The sequence below is a fragment of the Elusimicrobiota bacterium genome (assembly GCA_026388075.1).
In the GTDB taxonomy this organism is placed as follows: domain Bacteria; phylum Elusimicrobiota; class Endomicrobiia; order Endomicrobiales; family JAPLKN01; genus JAPLKN01.
This window is the reverse complement of sequence record JAPLKN010000071.1, coordinates 1-20,799: the sequence shown is the minus strand read 5'-3', so window position 1 is coordinate 20,799 and position 20,799 is coordinate 1. Positions and strand designations below refer to the sequence as shown.

General features: G+C 39.7%; 16 protein-coding genes and 2 tRNA genes. All 18 read right to left on the bottom strand.

Annotation, left to right across the window (positions count from 1 at the left end; translation table 11 throughout):
• Positions 1-284: 284 nt before the first annotated feature.
• Positions 285-839 (bottom strand): dCTP deaminase, encoded by a 555-nt coding sequence (gene dcd / locus NT145_04075; protein ID MCX5781866.1) that lies wholly within the window; start codon positions 837-839, stop codon positions 285-287.
• Positions 836-1,315, bottom strand: coding sequence for a transcriptional regulator NrdR (gene nrdR, locus NT145_04070; protein ID MCX5781865.1), 480 nt, complete (start codon positions 1,313-1,315; stop codon positions 836-838). The genes dcd and nrdR overlap by 4 nt, the downstream gene beginning before the upstream one ends.
• 96 nt (positions 1,316-1,411) lie before the next feature.
• Positions 1,412-2,047: a hypothetical protein gene (locus NT145_04065; protein MCX5781864.1), complete on the bottom strand. Its 636-nt coding sequence runs from the start codon at positions 2,045-2,047 to the stop codon at positions 1,412-1,414.
• Positions 2,048-2,140: 93 nt separating this feature from the next.
• A complete protein-coding gene (locus tag NT145_04060) occupies positions 2,141-2,776 on the bottom strand; it encodes a FlgO family outer membrane protein (GenBank protein MCX5781863.1) in 636 nt (211 codons plus the stop codon).
• A gap of 11 nt (positions 2,777-2,787) precedes the next feature.
• Positions 2,788-3,843 carry a hypothetical protein gene (locus NT145_04055; GenBank protein ID MCX5781862.1) on the bottom strand — a complete coding sequence of 352 codons (1,056 nt, stop codon included), beginning with the start codon at positions 3,841-3,843 and terminating at the stop codon, positions 2,788-2,790.
• A 165-nt stretch (positions 3,844-4,008) separates the two neighbouring features.
• Positions 4,009-4,467, bottom strand: a complete 459-nt coding sequence (locus NT145_04050; protein ID MCX5781861.1) for a hypothetical protein — start codon at positions 4,465-4,467, stop codon at positions 4,009-4,011.
• Between the two features lie 17 nt (positions 4,468-4,484).
• A complete protein-coding gene (locus NT145_04045; GenBank protein MCX5781860.1) occupies positions 4,485-5,297 on the bottom strand; it encodes a FecR domain-containing protein in 813 nt (270 codons plus the stop codon).
• A gap of 143 nt (positions 5,298-5,440) precedes the next feature.
• Positions 5,441-8,722 (bottom strand): carbamoyl-phosphate synthase large subunit, encoded by a 3,282-nt coding sequence (gene carB / locus NT145_04040; protein MCX5781859.1) that lies wholly within the window; start codon positions 8,720-8,722, stop codon positions 5,441-5,443.
• A 165-nt stretch (positions 8,723-8,887) separates the two neighbouring features.
• The gene (gene carA, locus NT145_04035; protein ID MCX5781858.1) at positions 8,888-10,114 is read right to left on the bottom strand and encodes a glutamine-hydrolyzing carbamoyl-phosphate synthase small subunit; all 1,227 of its coding nucleotides are present in this window, start codon (positions 10,112-10,114) and stop codon (positions 8,888-8,890) included.
• Positions 10,105-11,391: an adenylosuccinate synthase gene (locus tag NT145_04030; protein ID MCX5781857.1), complete on the bottom strand. Its 1,287-nt coding sequence runs from the start codon at positions 11,389-11,391 to the stop codon at positions 10,105-10,107. Before NT145_04030 ends, carA begins: the two co-directional genes overlap by 10 nt.
• A 62-nt stretch (positions 11,392-11,453) precedes the next feature.
• Positions 11,454-11,526: transfer RNA gene (locus NT145_04025), tRNA-Glu, on the bottom strand.
• Positions 11,527-11,990: 464 nt separating this feature from the next.
• A tRNA-Lys gene (locus NT145_04020) sits at positions 11,991-12,063 on the bottom strand.
• Positions 12,064-12,323: 260 nt separating this feature from the next.
• Positions 12,324-13,262 carry a PorV/PorQ family protein gene (locus NT145_04015; protein MCX5781856.1) on the bottom strand — a complete coding sequence of 313 codons (939 nt, stop codon included), beginning with the start codon at positions 13,260-13,262 and terminating at the stop codon, positions 12,324-12,326.
• A gap of 44 nt (positions 13,263-13,306) precedes the next feature.
• Positions 13,307-14,587 carry an Ig-like domain-containing protein gene (locus NT145_04010; GenBank protein MCX5781855.1) on the bottom strand — a complete coding sequence of 427 codons (1,281 nt, stop codon included), beginning with the start codon at positions 14,585-14,587 and terminating at the stop codon, positions 13,307-13,309.
• 221 nt (positions 14,588-14,808) lie between these two features.
• The gene (locus tag NT145_04005) at positions 14,809-15,786 is read right to left on the bottom strand and encodes an amidase domain-containing protein (GenBank protein MCX5781854.1); all 978 of its coding nucleotides are present in this window, start codon (positions 15,784-15,786) and stop codon (positions 14,809-14,811) included.
• Positions 15,773-16,792 (bottom strand): hypothetical protein, encoded by a 1,020-nt coding sequence (locus NT145_04000; GenBank protein ID MCX5781853.1) that lies wholly within the window; start codon positions 16,790-16,792, stop codon positions 15,773-15,775. The genes NT145_04005 and NT145_04000 overlap by 14 nt, the downstream gene beginning before the upstream one ends.
• Positions 16,793-16,813: 21 nt before the next feature.
• The gene (locus tag NT145_03995) at positions 16,814-19,783 is read right to left on the bottom strand and encodes a hypothetical protein (GenBank protein MCX5781852.1); all 2,970 of its coding nucleotides are present in this window, start codon (positions 19,781-19,783) and stop codon (positions 16,814-16,816) included.
• A 379-nt stretch (positions 19,784-20,162) separates the two neighbouring features.
• A partial coding sequence (locus NT145_03990) for a PorV/PorQ family protein (protein ID MCX5781851.1) occupies positions 20,163-20,799 on the bottom strand: 637 nt, incomplete at its 5' end.

The window sequence follows — 20,799 nt, the reverse complement described above, 5'->3', positions numbered from 1 at the left end:
TTCTTTTCGCAAATAAAGCATCAATATAGAAATCATCGCGGTCTTTCTGAAAGGCATAAAATTAGTTACTTAAAATGGTTTTGCTACTTCAAAACTGTCAAAAATAGCAACACTTTTTAACCTTTATGCCCAGAATGACATCAGGGGTATATTTTAGCAGTTGTGACACAACCTCTGAAGGGAAAGGTTTTGGACCCTTAGGATTCACTCCTAAGGGAAGAGGAACTGCTTTTTTTCATTGAATTTTTAACATTACCTTTATCTTAGAGCTTCCTAATATTTTTTTATATCTTTGCGTGAGTAATATGTTTTTGCACCTGATATTTACCTTTTCTGTCGGAATAAGAGATATCGCAAATTTCATCGCTTTCAAAAAACAAAACTTGAGCAATGCCTTCATTGCAGTAAATTTTAACGGGCAGCGAAGATGTGTTTGAAATGCTGATTGTAACGAATCCTTCCCATTCCGGCTCAAAAGGGGTAACATTTATCACTAAACCGCAGCGGGCATAAGTAGATTTCCCGAAACAGGCAGTTATTACATTGCGGGGAATTTTAAAATATTCAACGCTTTTGCCCAAAGCATAAGAGTGTGGCGGAAGCAAAAGAAACCCGTCAGCTTTTATATCTTTAAAAATACCGGAATTAAAATTTTTTGGATCTATAGCCGCCGCGCCGTTAGGAGTAAACACCTTGAACTCATCGGATATTCTCATGTCGTATCCGTAGGAAGAAACGCCGTAAGAAATTACGCCTTCTTTAACCTGTTCTTTTGCGAAGGGTTCTATCATTTTGTATTGCTGAGACATTTTAATAATCCACTTGTCAGGTTTAATCATTTCTTTTTCCTTTTTGAAAGCGGTTTCTTGGTTTTTTTAAGTTTTTGCAGTTCTTTGATAAATTTGTTTATGCTGTCAAATTTTTTATAAACGGAAGCAAACCTGATATAGGCAACAAGATCAATATCTTTTAGTTTTTCAAGGACTTTTTCGCCTATTATCTTGCTTGGAACTTCTGTCATATATTCCTGCAGCTCATATTCAATTTCCCCGATAATTCTATCAATTGTATCTGTAGGCACGGGCCTTTTTTTGCAGGCAACAATGATCCCTCTTCTCACTTTTTGAGGGTCAAACGGCTCCCTTCTTTGATCTGATTTTATAACTACCAGCGGCAAATCTTCAAGTCGTTCGTAAGTAGTAAACCGCCTCCGGCAGGAACTGCATTCTCTTCTCCTTCGGATTGACGCAGACTGATCCAAAGGTCGGGAATCGATTACCTGATCATCAAAACTGCCGCAAAAAGGGCAACGCATTGAAGCTTAGAACCTCCGAAAAAAATGAAGGAAATATCGCAAATTTCGCGCTAAAATTTAGGAAGGCAAAAAATTACTCAAAATTATCCAAAGAATTTAGCTGGTTTTTTTCTCTATTTTTATTGAATCTATAATTCTTTGAACCGCTTCAACAGCTTGTTTATCTGAGAATTTATAAATTGTTACAACCTGCCACATATTTGAACCTTCAATCAATATGACTCCTTTAAAACCCATTTTATTCCTTAGAGCTTCAAAGGTTCCGTCTAAAAGTATGCCTTTTTTGCCTGACGCGCTGAACTGTTTTGAAACATATTCTACTTTTTTAACTAAGGGCAGGCGTTTTAAATTAGATATGGCGCCTTGTTCTGCCCCGTTAATATTCGGGACTACTTGGGGAGTATATAAAACAGAAACCACTTCAATATTCAACGGCTGAGAAGTAAATCCGAATGTGACCATTTCTTCAACCAACGGCTTTACATTGGCAGGCAAAGTAATTACTCTTGGTTTAAGTTCTGCCGGAGAATCGATTGAAACACCCGTATTTCCAACATCAACTTTACGCCAATCATATACAATTGTTGCCGGCGCGTTCGGAGCTAGTGTAAACAGCTTGTTTAAAAAAGGCTGCCAGCTTCTTCTCATAAAAAAAATACCTAAAACTACCAATGCAATAATTCCGTAAATGATGAACAATTCCATATTCCCTTTGTTCGGCGATTCTGACATTGATTCCTCCTTTAGTTATACCTGAAATTATTTCAGGCTTTTCTTATTTTATCTGCTTTGTGATGAAACAAATTTAATATTTTTAAAAAAACGTCACTTGCTAACTTCGGACGCTAAATCTATTGCTATTTGCCTGCAAGACAAATCAATTCCGGTTTGTATTATTGAATTTTTTTCTATTGTTTTCCCGAGTTTTGCAAACCCAAACGCAACCCATTTTCTTTGTTTAACATAAGAAGAAGCTTTCGCGGTTGCAATGATTTCCCCGCTTTCTACGTTAACAATACGAGCGTCCACCAATACGTCAGTTTTCTGGCCTTCGGTCCACATTATCACCAAGGTCTGTTTATTGCTGGAATACTTGATTGAAGACAAATTTCCGAACAAAAAAGCGTCAACTCCGAGCTGTTGTCCGACTTGTTTTGCTTTTTGAGGATCTATGAGTCCTGTCATATTAAATTTCAGTTCCGAAAGAATCGTTTCAAGCCTTTGCCTTTCTATTATCCGAAATGACTTTGTCTTTTGCAGTTCATCAATTAAAGTGCCCGATATCCCGCCCATAAGAGAATCGTAGCTCTTATCTCCCGACCTATTCTCAAAATTCACGACAGCAATTTTTAGTTTTTTATCTTCTTGAATATTCTGAAAAGGTTTTTTTACGATACCTTTAGCGGAATAACACCCGGAAACTATCATTAAACTAAAAATGAGACAATAAACATTTTTCATCTTCATTTCCTTTATTTGATAAGTTCAGCTTCTACATTAAAAGCGCCAGCGCTTTTGACTTTGATTTTAAATGAACTCATCTGTTCAAGCCGTTTAGCAACATCTGAAGCAGTCCCTTTTTTCATGTCAAGATCCATTACAGCAATTCCATCCGAGTAATTTCTTACAAAACAGTCCCTGACTTCTATTAAGGCGCGGACGGCTCTTGTTAAATCGTTTAGCATATTAATATTTTCTATGTTTGAAACCGTAAGATTTATGGTAGAGCGTTCTTTAAGATACTTGAGAACAGCGCCAGGAAGATCTGCGCCGATTTTTTTGGCAGAGTTTACTAAAGACGCTTTTGCCGCCGCATCTTTACTGACATCAATACCGCCGCTGGTTTCAGAATTAGCCGAGATTACATCCGAAGAACCTGTTTTATAAGTTTTAATACTGCTGTTTGCCCTATATGAAATCATTCCGCCTAAACCCTGATCAGTATTAAAATTGCTGTCAGCCTTTCCGACAACCAAAATATCGGCGCTTTTGGTTGAGTCCGAAACAACGAAACCTTTTTCAGTAAAACTGTTTTTGAGTTCGTTTTCGGCCAGTTTGGAATTTGAAGGAGCGCCGTCAATAGATTCATCAACGGAAATAACAACTACGGGATTGCCGAGTTTTTTGGGTTCAAGCTCAAGGCTTTTAAGCTTTGCGGATAAATCTTCTTTTCTTACCAAAGCCTTAATTTTTGTTTTATAAAAGCTTTCATCACGGGATTCGTTCAATACGTCATATTTTTCGATGTATCCTTCAGTCTGAGAAGTTATATTGTCTTCAATAAGGACGGCTTTTGAAACAAGCGCTTCCTGCGAGACATATACTCCAATCACAAGCCCGAGAGCATTTTTCATCGCTTCATGAAGCGAGGTTTTCTTAGCGCCGTTTAAGTCGCCGTTTACTATAGGCGCCATACCTTCAGCTATCACGACTTCCTGATTCGCTGAAGTTGCCTTTATTTGAGGTTTGGTTGAAGCGCAGCCCACATATACAAGAACTGCCAAAAATACTATGCAAAGTTTTTGCATTATTAATATTCCTTCTGCTTTTCTATATTACTTTCAAGGCGTATAGCGGATAGCGTTTAGCGTATAGACACTGCATACAAACTGCGCTTTCAAATCAATTAAAATTTTTTTATCCTTCCGTCCTTGCCTTTGTCTTTCTATACGCTATTTGCTATACGCTATGCGCTATTCCTGTAGCTTTAATCCCATCTCTTTCAAGGTTTTCTTTGAAAGCCTAATTATCACAACGCATCCGTCATCAGAGGTCCATTCCGACCTGACAACTTGCGCGCCTTTAATAGACGCATCAATGCTTGTCGCTATAACTGAATCTGTTTCCATCGCCTTTTCAACAGTTATTCCGCCTTCAAGTTTTACGCCTTTTACTAATGACAGCATATTATACTGCGCGCTTACTATTGCGGCATTCCGAGAAGTCGCCATTTTTTGTGTTTTGTTATCCATTTTTTGATCGGCAGCGCCTATCCCGCGGGCAAAAATAAAATTGTCGGTTATTCCCTGCTCAACCCACTCTCTTTGAATGTCGCCTTTGTCTGACACTGTTCCCTTATCAGGCGCCGACGCGCATCCGAAACATACAACTGCAGATAAAACTGCCGCAAAAACTTTCAAAGCTTTTTCCATTGTACCCTCCTCCTTACTTAAATTTTTCTTTTCAGCAATTGCTTGTTGCGGTCTTTTATTTTTTCTTTAAGATCGTTTCTTTCTTTTTTTATATTATTAAATCTTTCAAAAGCGTCTTTCCTCATTTTTGTCCTTTCTTCCGGAGGCACCCTCTTCAGTTTTTCTTTAAGCGCTTTGACTTTTTCCCTTATTGAAGACATTCTTTCTTTATTGCGAAGCATTACTTCTTTAAGTTTTTCAGGCTTTCTTGGTTTTGCGCCTTTTTCAACCGTTGTTTCTTCGTCAGGATTTAATAATACTTCTTCAGGACTCACTTCAGGATTTACTACCGCGACTTTTCCGTCAAACACGCCCACGTTTGTGGTTACCGTATTTACTTCAACGGCAAATTCTGTCCCGCGCACCGCGGCAATAGAATTAGGAGTCTTTATTTCCATTTTTGTATTTTTTGATTTTTCTATGTTTGCAAGAATTTTTCCCATCATAAGCGAAAAACGCGAATTGTGATGGTCGCCGGTTATTTCCAAAATATCAATAGAGGCAGAAGTATTCTCATCTATAAAGATTAATGATCCATCATCAAGATTAATTATGCAGGAAGATTTTAAATCGGTTTTTATGCGGTAATTAGGCAGAACAGGTATTCCCTCAATCGCATTGACCCAACTATTTTCAGTTGAAGTTGAAACCTGTACTGTTCCTTTTATATCTGTTATTTCGCCTGAAAAATTCTGGGCACTAACTGGCAAAGTAAAGGCTGCTACAAGGCAAAAGATAGCAAACAGAAAAGAATAGATCTTGAAAGCTAGTTTTTTAGCCAATTTATTCATATATTTTAACGGACTTTTGATACCGAACTAGAATATGAAATCCACACTATTTTGTCAAATGCTTTCTTATTTATGAGGGGTTAGTCAAAGTCTTTTATTTCTTAAACTTAATCCTTATCCCTTACCACTTATCACTTTCTTAATCATTTCTGTTTATAGTAATCCTGGAGTGATTGTACCGTCCAGTCCTTATTTTTATGAGCCTTGATGCTTTCAACCGTTGCCTTGGCGGCTGCAAGCGTAGTCACAATAGGCACATTATATGTTACAGCGCTTCTTCTTATATGGTACCCGTCAGCCCGGCTTTTTTTGCCGGAAGGTGTATTTATTACAAGTCCGATTTCCCTGTTTTTTATCATGTCAACTACGTTCGGACGGCCTTCCGAAATTTTGTTTACCTCTCTAACAGAGAAATTGTTTGTCCTGAAAAATTCCGCGGTATGTTTAGTCGCCACGATTTCAAAACCCAAACTTAAAAGTTCTTTAACAATAGGTAAGGCTTCCTCTTTTCCGTTTGGCCCCAAACTAACAAGAACCGATCCGGATTTAGGTAACACAGAACCTGCGGCAAGCTCGGCTTTACCGAACGCTCTTCCAAAATCAGAGTCTATGCCCATAACCTCGCCCGTGCTTTTCATTTCAGGGCCCAGCACGGCATCAACATTTGAAAACCGTGTCCAGGGAAGAACCACTTCCTTTACTGCCACATAGTTAAGTTTTGGCAAACCCGCTTTTAAAACATCTTTCGTCAAAAGATCTTTAACTTTTTTGCCGACCATAATTTTTGCCGCAAGTTTTGCCAAGGGTATGCCTGTCGCTTTGGAAATATAGGGAATCGTTCGGGACGCTCTCGGGTTTGCTTCCAGAATATATACTATATTATCTTTAACCGCAAATTGCAGGTTCATCAGCCCTTTAACTTTAATTTCTCTGGCAAGACTTGTGGTATATTTTATTATTGTTGAAATAATTTGGTCGCTAAGCGTAAGCGAAGGAACAACGCAGGCCGAATCGCCGGAATGGATGCCGGCTTGTTCTATATGCTCCATAATCCCTGCGATAAAAACCTCTTTCCCGTCCGAAAGAGCGTCAACATCTATCTCAATTGCATTATCTAAAAATTTGTCTACCAATATCGGTTTTCCCGGGCTTAGCTGGGCAGCTTTATTTATGTATTCGGAAAGAGCAGTGTCATCGTAAACTACTTCCATTCCTCTCCCGCCCAAAACATAAGAAGGCCTCACCATCACCGGATACCCTATTCTTTTGGCAACCTTTTTTGCCTCGTCAAACGAAAGAGCTGTTCCGGAATCAGCCTGGGGTATCCCTATTTTATCCAAAATCTTGCTGAATAATTTCCTGTCTTCGGCTATGTCTATAGATTTCGGCGAAGTTCCAAGTATTTTTATTCCCGCCTGATCTATCGCAGCTGTAAGATTTAAAGGCGTTTGGCCCCCAAACTGAACCACAACACCTATTGGTTTTTCTTTTTCAGCAATATTTAATACATCTTCGGCTGTTAAGGGCTCAAAATACAGCCTGTCAGAAATATCGTAATCGGTTGAAACCGTTTCGGGATTGCAGTTAATCATTATGGTTTCATATTTCTCTTCTTTTAAGGAAAGCACTGCCTGAACGCAGCAATAATCAAACTCTATGCCCTGGCCAATCCTGTTGGGCCCTGCGCCCAATATTATCACTTTCTTCTTTTTGCTTACTTTTACGTCATCTTCTTTTTCATAAGTTGAATAAAAATACGGGGTAAATGCTTCAAACTCTGCCGCGCAGGTGTCAACAAGCTTGTATGAAGGCAATATTTTAAGTTTTTTCCTTAAAGATCTTATCTCTTCGGGCTTTTTCCCAGATAAATGAGCTATTTGGGCGTCAGAAAAACCCAGCTGTTTAGTTTTAAAAATAAATTCTTTCTGCTCTTTTGACGGCATTTTAAAAAGATCGTGGACTTTTTTCTCCCATTCAACAATTTCTTTTATTTGGTTTATAAACCAGATATCAATTTTTGAGATTTCGGAAATTTCTTCGCTTGTCATTCCGTATTTCAATGCATACCTGATATTATAAATTCTGTCGTTATTCGGCGTTTGAAGACGGTATTTAATCCCTTCTTTAAGGGCTTCTCTCGTTTTTCCGCCTTCTTCCCAATGTTTTTCGACTTTTCTGTCTTCAAACGAGCCATCAGCTCCAAGACCAAACCTACCCACTTCCAATCCCCGAAGAGCCTTCTGGAGAGCTTCTTTGAAGGTTCTCCCCAAAGCCATCACTTCGCCTACCGACTTCATAGCGGTATTCAGGGTTTGTTCGGCATCTTTAAACTTTTCAAAGGCAAACCGAGGCACCTTAACCACGCAATAGTCAATGGTCGGTTCAAAAGAAGCTGGAGTTTTTTTAGTTATATCGTTTGGAATTTCATCAAGCCTGTATCCGACTGCCAGCAAACTTGCTATTTTTGCAATAGGAAATCCTGTAGCTTTGGAAGCCAAAGCGGACGATCGGCTTACCCTCGGATTCATTTCAATAACCACCATTCTGCCGTCTTTAGGATTGACTGCAAATTGTATGTTTGAGCCCCCTGTATCCACACCTATTGCCCTGATCACTTTAAATGACCAGTCGCGCATTTTTTGATATTCTTTGTCGGTAAGCGTTTGTGCCGGAGCGACCGTAATTGAATCGCCGGTGTGTATTCCCATAGGATCAAAATTTTCAATAGAACATATCACGACACAATTATCCGCGCAATCCCGCATAACTTCAAGCTCAAATTCTTTCCAGCCTAAAACAGACTGTTCCAGCAATATTTCGTTGATCGGGCTAGCGTCTATTCCTGCCGCAACGGCGTCAAGCAACTCTTCGTTTGTGTATACGGTGCTTGAACCAATTCCGCCAAGAGTAAACGACGGCCGAATAATCAAAGGAAAACCGATTTTTTCAGATATTTTTACGGCTTCTTCCAAAGAATAAGCGTAACCGCTTTCAGGGAGATCAAGCCCGATGTCCTGCATAGTTTTCCTGAAAAGCCTCCTGTCTTCGGCTTTTTGAATCGCAGGAAGTTTTGCGCCGATAAGCTCAACATTATATTTTTCCAAAATGCCTTTTTCGGCCAAAGCTACGGCTAAATTCAGCGCTGTTTGGCCTCCGAGTGTCGGAAGAAGAGCTTCGGGCCGTTCTTTCTCAATTATTTTCTTAACAATTTCAGGGACCAGGGGCTCAATGTAGGTAGCATCGGCAAATTCAGGGTCGGTCATTATAGTGGCAGGATTTGAGTTGACCAGAACTATTCTATACCCTTCTTTTTTTAACGCCTTTATCGCCTGGGTGCCAGAATAATAAAATTCGCAGGCCTGGCCTATTACGATAGGGCCAGAACCGATAATTAAAATGGTTTTAATGTCTGTTCTTTTAGGCATATTTTCTTAACTACGTTCTCTTGCTCTTTAGCTCTTTTGTTCTTTAGTTCCTTTGAGCCGGAGAACGATAGAGCAATAGAACAAAAGAACACCGTTATTTTTTTATTTTTTCCTGTTTCCTATCTTCTCAATTTCCCAACTTCTCACATTCGCATCTTCTCTGTTTCACTTTTGGTTTTCCATTAGTTCAATGAACTTATCAAAAAGATATTTTGAGTCGTGCGGGCCGGGACTTGCTTCCGGATGGTACTGAACGCAAAAAATCGGCAGTGTTTTGTGTCTAAAACCTTCCAGAGTTCCGTCGTAAAGATTTTTGTGCGTAAACTCAATGTCTTTGTTTTCTATTGATTCCGGTTTAACGCAGAATCCGTGATTTTGAGATGTTATTTGAATTTTTCCCGTGGAAAGATCTTTTACCGGATGGTTTGCACCGCGATGGCCGAATTTTAACTTGTATGTCTGGCCGCCTAAGGCAAGGCCGAGAATCTGATGTCCCAGACATATACCGAAAATCGGTATCTTCTTATTTGAACTCAAATTGTGCTGAATCAGTTTTTTGACCGTGTCAACCACATATTTTAGAGCAGCCGGATCCCCCGGCCCGTTTGAAAGCATAATCCCTGAAGGTTTAAAATCTAAGATATCTTCAGATTTTGAAAATGCCGGAAAAACATTTACTTCGCAGCCTCTTATAAAAAGTTCTTCAAGTATATTTGTTTTGCATCCGCAGTCTAAAACAGCCACTTTAAACTTAACATTTTTTTGATTTTCTTTCTTAAAAACCCCGCAGGAAGGGTCCCGCGAGGCAGCAAAACCCGTGTTTGGATTTAATGCGGTATTCATACCCGTGTCAAGACACGGGGCGCTCTGCTTTCCAACGGGGTAAATATATCTTTCCTGGCAGGTTACTTCTTTGACCAGATCCCTTCCGACAAGCCCTTGAGATTTTTTGGCTCTTTTTACAAGCTCTGAGGCGCTTACGTCTTCAGTTGAAATAACTGAACGCATGGCGCCTGCTTCTCTGATATGGATTGTCAATGCCCTGACATCTACTCCTTCAATGGCAATAATGTTTTGTTTTTGAAGAAATTCCTGAATGGATTCTTTTGCTCTCCAGCTTGAAACTATTGAGCTGGCTTCCCGGACAACAAAACCGGCAGCAAAAACTTTGCGGGATTCCATATCTTCCGGATTTATTCCGTAGTTTCCTATGTGAGGGTAAGTCATTGCGATGATCTGGCCGCAATAGGAAGGATCGCTTAATATTTCCTGATAGCCTGTAATACTCGTATTAAATACTATTTCACCAAAACTTTCGCCTGAAGCGCCGAAAGAAATTCCTTCAAATACTTTTCCGGACTCTAACGCTAATATGCCTTTTTTTAATGCCATAACTGTGTCTTTCCAACTTCTATTGTTTCTTCCCGTTTTCTGCCCAAAGAAATTAAATCAATTCTTGCCCCGACAAGCTTTTCTATCCTTTTAACATATTTTTGCGCAGTTAAAGGCAGATACGTAAACTTAGTTATGCCGCGAATAGGCCCTTTAAATCCCTGCATTTCTTCATAAATTGGCTCGCATTCTTGTTGAGCGATACGGGACGCAGGAAAATCTTTAAGAATTTTTCCGTTATATTTATATGCAACACAGATTTTTAAGGTTTCCATGTCTTCCAAGCAGTCAAGTTTGGTGCAAATAAGATGATCTATACCGCTCAATCTCACCGCATGGCGCACAACAACAGCATCAAACCAGCCGCATCTGCGCGGCCTTCCTGTAGTCGCCCCGTATTCCTGCCCTTTTTCTCTCAAATGTTCTCCGATTTTATTTGCAAGTTCTGTCGGAAACGGCCCTCCGCCGACTCTGGTTGTGTATGCTTTAACCACGCCCAATACTCTGTCAATTTTCGTGGGGCCCAGCCCTGCGCCGACGCACGCGCCGCCGGCAATGGGATTAGATGAAGTAACATAGGGATAAGTGCCGAAATCAAGGTCCAACATAGTTCCTTGAGCGCTTTCAAACAAAATATTTTTATTTTTTTCTATTACTTTTTGGAGGATTAACGATGTGTTGGCAACAAACGGTTTGATAAATTTCTTTAATTTCGGATAATCTTTTAAGATTTCTTTTCTCACTTTTTCAACCGAAACAATGGTTTTTAAAATAGGTGCTTTCTCTTTTAGATTTCTGTCCAAAAGATCCAAAAATACTTTTTCTTCAAGATAATCAATTACTCTTATGCCGAGCCTAGTTACCTTGTCTGCATAGGCGGGGCCTATACCCCGTTTTGTCGTTCCGATCCTGATTTTTCCCATTTCTCTGATTTCGTCAAGGTATTTATGGTAGGGAAGTATCACGTGAGCGGATTCGCTTAAATAAAATCTTCCGTCAATTTTTATTTTTTTTTCTTTTAAGAGGACGGCTTCGTCATATAACCCCTTCGGATCAATTACCACGCCGTTAGTGATCAAACATATTTTTTTAGGAAAGAGAATTCCTGCAGGTATGAGATGTAAAACAAACGGTTTGTTTTCAAATATTACGGTGTGTCCGGCATTGTTGCCGCCCTGGTATCTTACGATATAATCAGCCTGTTTTGACAAGTAATGAACTACTTTTCCTTTTCCCTCATCTCCCCATTGCGTGCCTACCACGATTAATGTTGACATATTCGCACCTTTCTAATTAGATTTTTAAATTTTGATATCTGATTTTTGATATTCTAATTGTACGCCCCCAAGGGGACTCGAACCCCTGCCGCATCCTTGAAAGGGATGTGTCCTAAACCACTAGACGATGGGGGCAGTAACTTCAGGTTAAGATCAATACAGGTTAAGGTTAAGAAAAGGTATTTTTTCTCAATCTCAACCTGCCTTATTCTGCCGTTTTAGTTTGCCAAAGCCATTCTAATTCGTTATGAGAACTGTTTTTATTCTCAAGCTAGTTTGCCAAACACATCAGAGTTTGTTATTAGAAAATATCCTTTTTTTCTTATGCCACCTAGTTTAGCAGATTATTTTTTTAGTTTTTATCGCAACGTTAGTTTGCCAAAGCCAATCTAATTCGTTGCGAACAATTGTCTTATTTGTTTTTTATTCTCAGCGTAGTTTGCCAAACACGCCAGAGTTTTATAGCGAGGGAAATGATGGCGTGATGAGGCAAAGAAATCTGAGTTGCAGCGTAGCACAGCTACGTAAGACGAAGATTTCGAAGCCGGAGTCCGTCAGCATTTTCCGCAGCCAAACTCTGGCGTGTTTGGCAAACTAAATGAGCCCGGCGTGACTTGAACACGCGACTCCTTCATTAAAAGTGAAGTGCTCTACCAACTGAGCTACGGGCCCATTATCAGTTACCAGTTACCAGTTATCAGTAACTATAAACAATTAATAAACTCCTGTTTCATTATTTTTTGTTTTTACTGGTAACTGGTTGCCGGTGGCTGGTGGCTTTATTAAAGAACTAAAACTAGGCATAAAAAAACCGCCGTTTAAATTCTTAGCGGCAGTTGAGAATATAGCAAATTATTTGTTTGTTTGTCAATTTGACAAAAACAGCTACAAAAACAGCTATTGAGATATTAATTTTATTCCATATTTTCCTATTATTTTTTATTAAAACATGGTTTGCCGAAATTATATGTTATGCCAAACCTGTGCGATGAGCCAAGGTCGGTATAGCCCGCCAAAGCATCGTGGTAACTAAAGGCATACCCTATTTCAAGTTCTTTCCAAGTTATTCCGAACCCTGCCGTTACTTCAGTTTCGTTTATTCCTGCCCGTATTGAAAACATCTTCAAAGGGGTATATTCCGCCCCAATTCTTAGTTTAGGATTTCTACCTGCGGTAAATACAAAATCGCTGGACAACAAAACTTTTTCGCTTATATCGCAGCTTGCGCCAAGGTTTAATGTTATTGGATACTGATCGGTATCAGTATTCAATTTTATCATCGGCGGAATTATATTTTGAAGGTTTGCCCCAAACCACAGCCTGTCCGTTAAAGCATAAAGAGCTCCTGCATCCACTCCGAAACCTGTACCCGAATAGTTGTCTATCTTTTGCTGTACTGCCTTAACCGTCGTCCCTACAAGTATGCCCTTGTAGATTTTGGCATAAGAAAGCAGCAGCGCATTCTCGCTAAGGTCTGCACTGCCTATCGGGTAATTAAATTGATCGCGTTTATCAAAATTAGTTGAACTAAGGTTTACAAGTCCAATACCTATCGCACTGTCCTCTAAAGGCTTTGCATACGAAACAAAGTTATAGTTTGTGTCTTCCCAGAGTATTGAATGCAAAAGAGTTATCTGTTCTCTCTGAAGCTGCATCAGGCCTGCCGGGTTTGAATACACTGCAGATGCATCGTTTGAAACTGCCGTGTATGCCCTCCCCATTGCAAGTGAACGAACACCGGCGCCATAAGACAAAAATGCTCCTGCTTTCCCGCCGTCTTCCTTGGCAAAACCAAGGTCGAAAGCAAACCCTGGAAACGTTAGGTTGAATATAATTGCTATAGATAACAATAGTTTAAATAGTTTTTTCATCTTCTTTTCGATAGAACTCAGCCTTTAGTTCTAAGTTCTGCTCGTCATTTTATGACGAGTATCTTCCTCGTCTTTACCTTATTTGAACTCCCATCGTCTATCTCAATCCTCATAATATATCCGCCATTTGCTACAACGTCGCCGAAACCGTTTCGCCCATCCCATTGCACCTGATTCAATGTATTTGCCTGCCCTTTCCCCGTTTCGCCTCGGTTAAAATGAAAAGTCTTAACCAGATTCCCCATCAAATCATAAATTGCAATATGTATTTCCGAATCTTTTTCTAGCGAATACTGGATTGTTGTCTTTTCCCTTCCGGCAGCAAACGGATTCGGATAATTGCTTAAGTCCTCCAGACTCGCCGTAGGCGCATAGCCCATTACCGCATAGACCCCGAATTTCGTTACATTTGCAGAAAGCGTAAAGCCTGATTCATCATTTATTGTGAATATTTCTTCCCAAATCTTTTTTTCAGGATTATAGTAATACCATTTCATTGTTTTTGTATTTAAATTCTGCGCTTTTACAGTTCCCGACGCTTTCCAGGGATTTCTGTAAATACTCGCCTTCTTCCTTTCTATCGCAAACTGAGGATTAACTATGTCCGAATATTTTGCCTGAATTGTTATTGGTTTTTGTAAACTTGCCCCTGAAATTATTGAATTGTTTTGGTCAAAGATATTTATTGCATAATTTAATCCTTCCTCCAGCGTTTTTAAAGGATAAACCATTTTCTCTTTAAAACCGTTTGCTGTTTTTTCTACATCAACAAGGCCGTCTGCGCTTAATGCGTTTGCCGGAACATCTATCTTTATCTCATTTTTCTCAACTACTCCGCCCTGCGATGCAAGCATAAGCGTTTTGAAATTGCTTGAATATCCTTTGAAATAGTATCCCCCTACTTCTGCTATGGCTTTGTCTATTTGTATCTGGTATTCCGCATTATTTGAAAAGCCGTTATCACTAGTAAATGTCAATACATTTTCGGTTTCATCATAAACGTAACTTCCTGATAAAACTGTGCCTGTCTTTAAACTTGTTATCTTAACTACGTCCCCCCATGATTTACCCGAACCCAACTTAACATATTCATTGAAATATATCTTGATATTGCCTATTTCGCTTGCGCGCAATATTTTCGTAGTGTCCGGCAAAATACTTGAAACTTTTAAAACTCCCGTGTCCGGTATTACTTCAAATGCGCTCTGCGACTGCGAAGCTAAATTATAAAATCCGTCGCCTTCAAATACCGCTTTCAATGCATAGTTCCCGGGATTTTGCGTTATCATCGGGTATATTGTTGCAACGCCGCTTGCATCAGTCATTGTTGTGTAACTTGAGTTGTCTATTACAAAGTTAACGGTTTTGTAAGGTACGGGCGATCCGCCCTGCGCAGTTAATGTTGCTTTGTAAACCGCATAATCGCCGAAGACAGATACTGATTCCCCTGCATAAGTTATCTGGGTAGGTATTGGTATTACTGATACTATTGAGTTTGTTTTTGTTTCTTCCGGAACTGAAGGAAAATAAACTGTTGCAAAGTTGGCTATTGGAATGCCTCAAGCGATCGCGTGTTCTGATCGTATTGATATTGGAATGTCGCAGGTGTTTCAATCGGTGTGCCACTATTATAATCTTTCCGTTTGAAGTTCCCTACTGAAAGCGTTGAATCATCAAGGTTCTCTTCAAAATTGTCAACAATATAAACGCCGTATGCAATACCCTCGCCGACATTTTCGAATTCAACGGTGTACGTTAAGGTCTGATTTGCAGTTATGTATCCTTCCGGGCCATACATCATATTCGGGTCGCCAGCAACGATAACTTCTGGTTGCTTGAAATCTTTCAAATAATAAGCATCATTATCTGTTCTTCTCTCTTCTCCTTGGCCTTCTGGATATTCATGAACCTGTCCAGAATCCTTATTTGGCAGAGAATACGGACTAGGTTTTATCTTGTATATTTTCTGCTTATTTCCATAAGCCCCGGATTTAAAATACTTCCAGCCATTGTCAAAAACAATAATATCTAAGCGATGCTTGGTATGCGCTGCAAACCATATTTTATCAATCGTTCCATCGTTGTTATATGTAATTTTTGAAACAATAATTGCATGTCTTGAATTAGTGTCAAGACCCATAATTATTACATCCCCTACCTGAATATCATTCGGGGGAGTTGCAAAATTATTATCGATTGGGGTGGAAACTTCTGATTGAGATAAAAATTCATCTAAATTATCACAAGATTTTGTGCATCCTCGATCTTTTTTTCCAGTATACTCATCAAAAGGTTGTGTATAACACCCATATCTAAGGCATTGGGATACAAAATTTGCGCAATCCGTGCCGTCATATCTTCCGTAAAAGTTTCCATAATAGTTATAATGAATATTCCACTTTAATGACCATTCTTCAATATATTTTCTTACTAAATCCCTATAGTAATCAGCAGAAATAGACATAGGAATTAGTAGAATAGAAATTAAAGCAAGAAAAATGTGAATATTTTTATTTTTTTTCATTTGCATTTTGTATAGAATTCAATATGCTATATACAGCTTCTCTTTCGTTTCTATTTTTTGTTTTCCTTATAAAAGCTTGCATGTCAGAAATAACATCCTTTTCTTTTGGATTTACTTCTAGTATTGCTTTCCAATAACAGATTTTAATTTCTGCATTATTATCTTTCATTTCTTTCTTTAATATTTTTACGGAATTTATCTCTTTAATAAATCCGGGTAACAAATTTTCTATTATCTTACGAATTATTGGATCAGGGTCGTTTTCTAAAAGATAAATTAAAATGGGCAGAGAAAGAACATCTGCTTTATATTGTTTTTGCTCCGAGATAGGGTTAATACCACAAATTTCTTTAGCATAATATTCCCTGTCCTCAAAAAGGAATAAAATCCTTCTTGTGTCAAGCTCGTACTTCCCCCCGGAACGGATATATTTTAAGTAAAGTTTTTTTCTTATTCCATATTGCTGAAACAGCGCGATTATATTTTCAAATTCGCTTGTTGATATGTGTTCCAGTAAAAGGCCTTTGTTGCTATTTAGTTTTTCTATAATTAACTTATTTTCTGGATTTATAAACATATAAGTTTTTGCGGCTGTAATTATCACTCTGTAATCTTCATTATCTAATTTAAGTTTAAGGGCATTTAATATTGATTGTGATGATCCAAATTTCCAAATTTTATCCGCGATAGTGTTTCTTACGAGCCATGAAGGATCCTTTTCTAATGAATATAATAAAGGCAGAAAATTTTTTGGATTTATTGGCAAAGTAAGCCCTGCGGAAATGGTTTCACCGCAGAGATAATTTGCCGCATAGTTTCTTTTTTCATTATTATTATCAAAAAGCAATTGATTCACCCAGCTAATATCCTTCCCTCCCGATGCCTTATACTCGGCAAGCACATTCTCCCTTTCTTTTAAAGTGCTTTCCGGGTAAGAAACCGCCGCGAGCAAACCACCCACTGAAATCAAAACTACTTGAAACAAAATTATAGCTTTTCTTATCATTGCTACTCCTTTTGGTAAAAACTATTGCGGCACGTATTGCTTTTCCATCTCGTTATAGAATTGTTCATTCATCGCATCGTCAACTATTCTAGCTTCAATATCAGTCATAAGGTGTGCTGGCAAACCCCAATTATATTTGACCGATATAGTATAATTATAAAAAGTCCTGGCAGGGATATTATTAAGACTCCACCGAGCTACATGGAATGGACGGCTATACTTAACTCCTGGGGAACCGACAACAAATGAGCTTTCTACCGGCAATAGTATAAGCAGCATTTTTCCAGAGGATTCAACGGTACCCTCGTTCTTAACTCTCGCTGTGTATGTAACAGTCTCTCCGGGACTAAGTCTTTCCGGGCCGAAAATGTCTAATTTTAGAATAGGTGCCGGCGCTAAGCCAATGTCTATCCTGCTTAATGTTATAAAAAGCTTCTTTTCGTTTGTTTTATTCGTTAGAGTTCCGTTTATTGAGCCTAAAAGGGGGCTTGAAAACATTCCGGTTATTAGTGTCTGCTCTGATGTTACATCTTGGCTATAAAACCAGCTCTGTCCCTCATCTTTGTTTGTCTTATATGACATTAATCCGAATCCCTCGCCGTTGCAAGGATTGTTCGCATCGTTTATTTTGACATTCGTTAATACGCTTTGTATCGGGCCTTCATACCCGCCTGTGATTGTGCCTTGCGCAGAAGTCTGAATATATGAAATATTTACGCCTGAATAATCAACAGATGTATTGTAACTAATACTTCCCGTTAAACTAATATTATCGCAAGTATAATTCCCGTTTGTTTCCGCTTTCCTAAATGTCCATGAACCTGAAACTACATTATAACCGCCTCCGCTTAAATTTAAACTTAAGACTCCGCCCAGATCGCTTTCCATAGAAGAATTTATATACATTATTGAGCCTTTGATGTACGACATTCCTTTTATCGTTCCTGAATAGTCTACTCCATTTAGCGTCGCCGTCCAGTTTCCTTTTATAAATCCTTTGTCGTTGAAAGCTCCGCTTTTTACATTGACAATTTGGACATCTGTAAAGTTCACTGTGCCTGAAAGCGTTCCTTGGGCGTTAAGTAAAACCGAACATATCTTTTTCTGCAAATTTTCGTTTAGAGTTTTTGTCCCCAAGACTGTTACAGTTGACACTGACATACCAATAGGTGAACTCTGGCTTGATGATGGAATATATACTGTCCCGCCTTCTACACCGATTGTCCCGCCTATAGTTCCGCTGGAAGCCAGTATCTGACCGGCATAAGTTGAACTCATACAATATAACGCTATGCGCCCGCCACCGCCTACTCCCCCGCCTCCTGTATCAAAACCATTTCCACCGTTTGCCTTTATTATTCCGTTTCCGCTTAAAGAATTTGTTTGAAGCCATATGCTTCCGCCGGAACCGCCACCGCCTCTTGAGCCGTTATCGTATCCGCCGCTTGTACCTCCGGCGCTTATTATGCCGTTATTTTGAAGTGTCCCGTTGACCTTAATTTTTATTTTCCCGCCACCGTTTCCACCGTATGAATTAAATCCTTGCGATCGTCCGCCGCCTGAACCTAATTCAAGTGGTTCTGTAATGTTGCCGTACGGTTCGCCGCCGTCCGGCGCTATCTCCCAGTAAAACACAGACCCTTTTGCTCCTTTCCCGCCGTATCCTCCGCCAGCTCCGGCTACTGAAGCGCTCGGACCGCCGCCGGGACCCTCGCCATTCCCGTCGTTTATTCCGACTGCCCCGCCTCTATACCCACACCCGTCAACATCTATTTTTCCGCCCTCATTAATCTCAAGATTCCCGCTAACAGTTAAATCAAAATCCGCGTCTCCCTGGCTATGCGTTATTCTAGCGGTTGAACAAACTCTGAGGTTGTTAGCTGTCAATTGATGGTTCATATAAACAATTGAATTCGAACTTATCTCAATATCTCCCATATTCGCCTGGCCTGATTCTATACACATCTCTGAACTACTTGAAATAAAAATATCTGCTATTTCTGTTACTCCATAACTTGATAATACTCCTTTGTTGATTGCGTTCAGGCACTGGGCATTTAGCGTCTGTGTCGTAAAAACTACCGCGTTGTTTCCAATTATTACATCCCTATATTGACCGTCAATATATGTTTTCTCCCCTTTAACATTTCCGTTCAGTATAAAAAGATCCCCTAATGACTGATTCTTGTCTTTTTTATAGAACGTTCCAGCTCCTCCATTATTTTCATTATAAGAACCAGTACATTCTACGGTTCCGTTGTAGTTATCCGTAATATAATACAACGCTATTCTCCCCCCACTGCCACCGCCGCCGCCATCAGTATAAGCCCCATAACCGCCATTCGCTTGTATAAACCCTGTTCCGGATATTGTTCCTGCTTCTAAGTATATACTGCCGCCTGATCCGCCTCCACCACGATTTATATCATAAATCGTTCCTTGTGTCCCATTTGCGGATATCACGCCATTGTTTATTAATTCACCGTTTACTTTCAAACGTATCTTTCCGCCGCCGTTTCCACCGGCACAGAATGATTGCCCTTTACCTCCGCCTGAACCAAAATCGTTCGGATTCATAAGACTCCCGTAAGGTGCCCCGCCTGACACAGAAGCGTCTTCCCCTTTTCCTCCGTATCCTCCTCCGCCACCCCTCATTCCGCCACTCCCACCCGCGCCGGGACCTTCACTTGCATAAGCAGTAGTTGCTCCTCGGTATCCCTTACCATCCACAATTATTTTACCCGTAGAACCAATTGTTATGTTCGGAGTTTCAATCGTTAGCCATCCAGTCAAAGCCGTGCCATCATAAGCCTGCACATACAAGGTGCCGTCAATCTGCACAGAAGTATCATAATTGTGTGCACCGCATTTGGTGTATGTTTCCCCGGCAGGAATTATTAAATCTGACGAATTATCTGTTATTGCAGCGAAACTTGCTGTGCAAGAGATAAATATTACAAGTATGGTGAAAAATATTTTTAGTTTCTTCATAAACAAAAAAATCCTGAAAGCTTTAAAGCGCTGGCAGGAAATTAAATACAAAACCATTTGCCAAAAATAATTTACTCATAACTTGTCCCCCGAACAAGCATAATAAATATACTACTTTGTTTTACAATAGTCAAATGCTCCCAGCCGAAAACAAAAACAGCTGCTAGTTATTAGTTTTTTGGTTCCATGAAACGACTATTTTTTAAAGGACTTTTGGCTTATAACGCGTTACTTTGCAGGTTCTTTAATTGTATCTTTTTTCTGTTTCCCTGCCTACCCTTCGACTTCGCTCAGGGCTATGCTAATCCCTGCCTACTGTTTTTTGCTCCCGTTCCAAATAACTGAAAACCTGTGTGTGTCCCCCATATAGTCGTACGGCTCAAACGAATAATCTATCCTGAACTCCTTGTATTTTACTCCCGCTCCAAACGTTATTTGATATCTCATACCAACATCCTACTTTTATCATCAAAGGCAACGGAGACTCTTCACTGACATATTTAAGGCCGGGACCAACGTTTGTTGCAACTGCCCCTAAAGTAAGCTTGATATCTTTAAGTTTGTACCTTGCTCCGGCATCAAAGGCAACGCTGTCTGCACTTCGTTTTATTCTTGAACTGATATATTTCGCACTGCCTCCAAACTCTATATCTGATATCTTCCTTGCATATGAAAATGTTACTGCTGTATCATTGGGTGTAAAATCTCCTACATGCACCCCGACTTCGTTTGTCTCTTTGATAGAACCGTAACCCATATATTGTACGCCAAATCCGAACACGCCTACAGTGTTTATCCTTTTGGCAAATCCTAACCAGTCATACGTTATATCTTCAAGCCAGTTTACATGCATAAATGATACGCTCATATCTTGGACCCCGTTTAACCCTGCCGGGTTCCAGTATACCGCGTTTGCATCCGAACTGGCTGCTACCTGCGCGCTTCCCATTCCTGACTCTTTTGCTCCTGCTCCAAGCTTTAAAAACTGAGCAGTTGATGTTCCCGCGTCGCTGGGC